Origin of the sequence: Anabaena sp. AL09 (genome assembly GCF_001672255.1) — a bacterium.
Lineage (GTDB): Bacteria > Cyanobacteriota > Cyanobacteriia > Cyanobacteriales > Nostocaceae > Dolichospermum > Dolichospermum lemmermannii.
In genome coordinates this window covers 1,749-5,069 of record NZ_LJOQ01000037.1, presented here as the reverse complement: position 1 = coordinate 5,069, position 3,321 = coordinate 1,749, and the positions used below count along the sequence as shown (strand labels likewise).

Here is a 3,321-nt window from a genome sequence, read left to right as displayed (position 1 = left end):
TTATTGTTTCCCCCCTTTACAAGGGGGGACTAAGGGGGGTAGCAATGTGATGAAAATTACGGAATACCACTTTTCAAACATCCTCTAAAATTGTTATTTCTAACGCACCCTACAGAGTATTAACTATTAAATCACTACTGAGCAAAGTAAAATAATTCTAATTTATTCACTGCTGTAACTTCATTTACTAAGTCTAACCATTCTTTTCGCAGTTGTCTATCCTCTTCTTTTTGTCCAAAAATATCTGCCCAAATTTTTCCGCGCACTCCTCTGAGGAAGTTTTTCCATTCTTTTTGAATGTCTTTTTGACGGATGACATTATCAATAAATTCTTCTACCATTGCATACAAAGCTTCATTGGGTTCAATCATTAATTCTTCTAATGTCGGTTTAATGGTATTAATGGCTTTGTCATAGTCAATTTCTAAAGCTGTGAAAATTTCGTCAGCAGTGGTATCTTTGGTTAATGCTAAAGTTTGATTTTTGGTTTGAGAAATTCCCCCAAATTCCCCAGTTATGGCACTAATATTAGTTAGTCCATCTAAATGTTGTCGAATCCGGGGTAAAATTAAACCGCGATATGATAATGTAAATTCGGCGATAATGGCAAATCCTGGTTTTAATTTTGCAAATCTTTCAGGAATTATATTAGCTACGTCTTGGAAAAATTCTGAACCTTGTTTATTACTAATAAACCCTAAACTTCCTTTTTCTTTAAATAGGTTAACTACTTGATTTTTGGCTAATTCTACTGTTGCTTTAAGGTTGTCATCTAAGGATAAAAACCGATGAGAGATTAATACTCTCAATTCATCTTGATAGTCAGGATAAGCGCGAAATACGCTCATGGCTTTAATACTATTTTTGATTTCTTCAAGAGCGGTTTCTTTGGATAAAATGCCTTTGTCTATTTCACATTTTTCAATCGCAGCAATGAAACCATTGTATAGTTCTTCATTAGGTGCTTGTCGCTGATACCATAATTGAGTTCTCAGTTCTTGTAATGCTAAAGAAACTTCTTGCCACCACCCACTATCACTATTTCCAAATGTCCTGCTCTCCCCACGACTCCAATATTTAATGTATTGCGAGAAAATCGGTTTTTGAGTTTAGTTAAAGCGTTTAATTCTGTGGTAATTTTGTCCTGAATATTAGTTAAATTAATTTCATTTAGTTTACCAATTATTTGTACATCATTGATTTTTTCTAAGCTATCCTTGCGTTTTGCTTCTAGTATTTCTAAGGTGGTGGAGAGGGTTTTTAAGTGTTTTTCCACCTGAGTAATTGTTTCACTCCACTGGTGACGATTATTAATAATCGTGGTGATGCGTGTATTTCTATCCATAATATACTTGATTTATATTCAGTAAACCCAGTATAGTTATCACTGGGATTTAAGTAAATACATTACGCTTTAAAACAATATTAATTTTTTATAAACAAAAAACAATTACAGCTATAGATAGCAATTTTCGGCTTTGTGAGGTACATAATTAAGTAGGTAAACAGAAAAAATTAAAGGTATATGACGAAATGTAAATTCAATGAATGCCTTGCAAATAGGTCGTTTCACGGTTTTCACAAAACTAAACATATATCGTTTTTATTATGTTTACCTACTTACTCTACCTGCGCTTATTAAAGGGAGGGTTAGGCACGGATGTAGGTCATTTAGCCGAAATCTGCTGTAGCAATTTTTCTGTTCTGCGTTTAATTAAAAATCAGGTGGGCATTGCCCACCCTACATATTATACCAAAGCGTTGAGGTTTTTGGCAGTTTCAAAGAAGAAAGCCACATTTTCTTCTGGTGTTTCTGGTAATACACCATGACCGAGATTGAGGATATGTCCCCAGTTGCCGGCTTTGCGAACGGTGTCCAAAACACGCTCGCGGATAAATTCCTTAGAACCAAATAACACACCCGGATCAAGATTACCCTGTACTTTTACGTGCTTACCTAATCTGGCTCTAGCATCTGCCATATCTACTGTCCAATCTACAGTAATAATATCAGCACCAGAGGTAGCCATTCTTTCTAAAAGTCCCGCACTACCTGTCACCAACAAAATTAATGGTGTGTCAGGATGAGTAGCTTTAACTTTCTCGAACACCATTTTCTGATAAGGTAGCGCAAAGGTATCATAATCTTGAGGGCTTAATTGTCCTGCCCAAGAATCGAACATTTGTACTACTTGAGCGCCACAATCAATTTGATAGCGGACATAATCAGCAATAGAATCTGCTAATTTTGTGAGTAGCTGATGGAGAATTGTCGGATCTGAGAAGGCCATGTTCTTGATGATGGAATAGGTTTTAGAACCCTTACCTTCCACCGCATAAGCTGCTAAAGTCCAAGGTGCGCCAACAAAGCCTAACACCGTTGATTGATTGCCTACTTCCTGCCGTAATGCTTGCAAAATCGTTCTGATAAACGGCAGTGCTGCTTCTGGTTCTAGAGGACGCAGTTGTTCAATTTGTTCTTGAGTGCGTATGGGCGAATAAATAATCGGTCCCTTCCCTTCCGCAATATCCATCTCAATCCCCATTCCTGGTAAGGGGGTGACAATATCGGAAAACAAAATTACTCCGTCGGGTTGGAAAGCTCTCCAGGGTTGGAGGGAAACTTCGATTGCTACTTCGGGAATTTCCGAGCGATCGCGGAATGAAGGATATTTGTCCCGCAAATCCCGGTATGCTTGCATATAGCGTCCCGCTTGTCGCATCATCCATACAGGGGGACGATTTACTTGTTCACCACGAGCGGCCCTAAGGAGGAGAGGAGCCGTTAAGGAAACACCCATTTAACACTTCGTCCTAAGTCACTTTTATATTTCACCATATAGCTTACCATCCTCCGATTCCCCTTGATCTGCCTATCTATACAGGTCTTAAGGTTGCTTGACTTAACTTAACAAAACGTTACGATTTTCTTTTCAAATCTGGAATCTGGAATTGTAGATTTGAAAATTTTTACAACTAGGGAACTGGATTATAAAATTAAGACAGATTAATAATTGCTATCTCAAGCATTATTCTAACACACAAGCGTTGGTTATTATCTTATTGGTTGGGTATCTTAGCTGCTCTTTTATTCAATTCATAAATGAGATAAACATAAAATGCACAATTTTTTAAATTTCAAAAAAGAAAAATTACTGCGTCAATAACTCCCCCACCGTTCTGATGTTATTGATGATTATTGATTTCAAACAAAGATGCAAAATTATTCTTAAGTAGGTCGGCGTTAAAGAATCAATCTATGTAACGAAATATAAATTAACGAATACCTTATAAATAGGGTGTTTCACGGTTTTTACAAAA

3 protein-coding genes are annotated in these 3,321 nt (G+C 36.8%); all 3 read right to left on the bottom strand.

Translation table 11 applies throughout. The features are described from left to right. Positions 1–134 precede the first annotated feature (134 nt). On the bottom strand, positions 135–848 hold the full coding sequence (locus tag AN490_RS06195; protein WP_300000931.1) for a hypothetical protein: 714 nt from the start codon (positions 846–848) through the stop codon (positions 135–137). A gap of 158 nt (positions 849–1,006) precedes the next feature. Further along, on the bottom strand, positions 1,007–1,345 hold the full coding sequence (locus AN490_RS06190; protein ID WP_300000929.1) for a hypothetical protein: 339 nt from the start codon (positions 1,343–1,345) through the stop codon (positions 1,007–1,009). Between the two features lie 403 nt (positions 1,346–1,748). After that, on the bottom strand, positions 1,749–2,801 hold the full coding sequence (gene hemE / locus AN490_RS06185; RefSeq protein ID WP_300000927.1) for a uroporphyrinogen decarboxylase: 1,053 nt from the start codon (positions 2,799–2,801) through the stop codon (positions 1,749–1,751). Positions 2,802–3,321 lie beyond the last annotated feature (520 nt).

Excerpts from the sequence above, each read along its gene's own strand:
- AN490_RS06195 (WP_300000931.1), bottom strand. The coding sequence starts at position 848 with ATGAGCGTATTTCGCGCTTATCCTGACTATCAAGATGAATTGAGAGTA.
- AN490_RS06190 (WP_300000929.1), bottom strand. The coding sequence starts at position 1,345 with ATGGATAGAAATACACGCATCACCACGATTATTAATAATCGTCACCAG.
- hemE (WP_300000927.1), bottom strand. The coding sequence starts at position 2,801 with ATGGGTGTTTCCTTAACGGCTCCTCTCCTCCTTAGGGCCGCTCGTGGT.